Source organism: Motilimonas sp. E26 (assembly GCF_021278025.1).
In the GTDB taxonomy this organism is placed as follows: Bacteria; Pseudomonadota; Gammaproteobacteria; order Enterobacterales; family CBDFNC01; genus Motilimonas.
Map to the genome: position 1 here is coordinate 1 of NZ_JAIBHJ010000071.1, position 1330 is coordinate 1330.

General features: G+C 46.3%; 1 protein-coding gene. It reads right to left on the reverse strand.

Going from position 1 to position 1330, the window contains the following annotated elements; genetic code table 11:
• Positions 1-13: 13 nt before the first annotated feature.
• Entirely contained in the window at positions 14-1222 is a 1209-nt protein-coding gene (locus tag K1M91_RS21155) for an IS4 family transposase (protein ID WP_232804240.1), read from the reverse strand.
• Between the last annotated feature and the right edge of the window lie 108 nt (positions 1223-1330).

Here is a 1330-nt window from a genome sequence, read left to right on the forward strand (position 1 = left end):
CTGAAGGATCCCCTCATAACTCCCCCAGCGCACAGCCATATTTTCTCAGCTGTTGGGCAAAAATAATGCCCGCAGCTAGTAGTTCTTGCGTACTGACCTCGTAATCAGGCCGCCTCATAACCTCTAGTCCTAACCTGACGGTAGACAGTACATTTCGGGTTCGTATTGTATTGGCTTGAAAGTGTCTATCCCAGCCTTGCCCTTGAGCATGCAAACCCGTCAGCCAAAACATAAATTGCAGCATTAACGCTATCAACAATATGATATCGAAACGCGCTGGGCTGTTGGTTCGACTTTGACGTAAACCTAACCCATAAACAGGGCTTTTCAAGTCTCGGAATGTTTCTTCTACCTGCATGCGCTTGGCATAAAGCTTCACCAGTTGTTTTGGTGTGCGGGCCGCTGGCGGGAAATTGGTTGCCAGTACCCAAGGCTCTTTTGCTGAAGCTGAATACACTTTGGGTGATGGATGGTGGCAATTGGTTCGTGTTGAACGCTGATTTTTCCGTCCCTTCGGTAATGATTTATACAATACTATTTGGCAGTTGATTGGGTTGCCCTGCGTGAGTTTCTTGTCGCCTAGGCTCTTGGCTCTACTGGATGCTTGGCTGTGTAACTTACTGATGGGTTGCCAGTTTTGTGCGCCTATGTCCGCAAATCTTACTTTGCCTCGCACTCGGCTGAGCCAGTACCAACCATGATCTTCAACCGATTTGTACCATGGCACTTTAAAGCCAGCATCACTTACGATTAGTGGCACCACATTAGCTGGCAAAATACTGGCTAACTCAGATAAAAATCGGTCATGCGCAGCCTTAGAGCACTGCTCTTCTAAGGGAAAAGCTCTCTCATACAGAGTGACGGAGCGGCCCTGCAAAGCAACCGAAGCCCGCAATGCCACAAGTCTTTTCTGCTCACGAATATCAGACCAATCTACCAAAATAATCGGCATTGGATTACCCGAGCAGATAAAGCTAGCATGCCAGCGATAAACAGCAAGGCGCTCATGATGAAGGTGGCGGTTGCCTAATAAGCGATCCATGCGCTTGATGTTATGTTTTGCTCTGGACTTGGTGGGTAAATTGCGTCCCAGTTCAGTTAATGTGAGGGCTTTACTGTTGAGTAAAGCTCGGCATGCCAGCGTCATGGTGTTAAGGCGCTTTAAATGAAGTTCAGGGCAGAATTGGTAAAGAGAATCGTGTAAAATCTTAAGTTCGCGCATCTTTCTGTTTGGTTTTTTGTGTTTTGGCGAATTCATTAGATCATACGGAAAGATGCCATTCTACTTAAATTTATGATTTTTAATGAAATCATCAGGGGATTCCTCAGT

Excerpts from the sequence above, each read along its gene's own strand:
- K1M91_RS21155 (WP_232804240.1), bottom strand. The coding sequence starts at position 1,222 with ATGCGCGAACTTAAGATTTTACACGATTCTCTTTACCAATTCTGCCCT.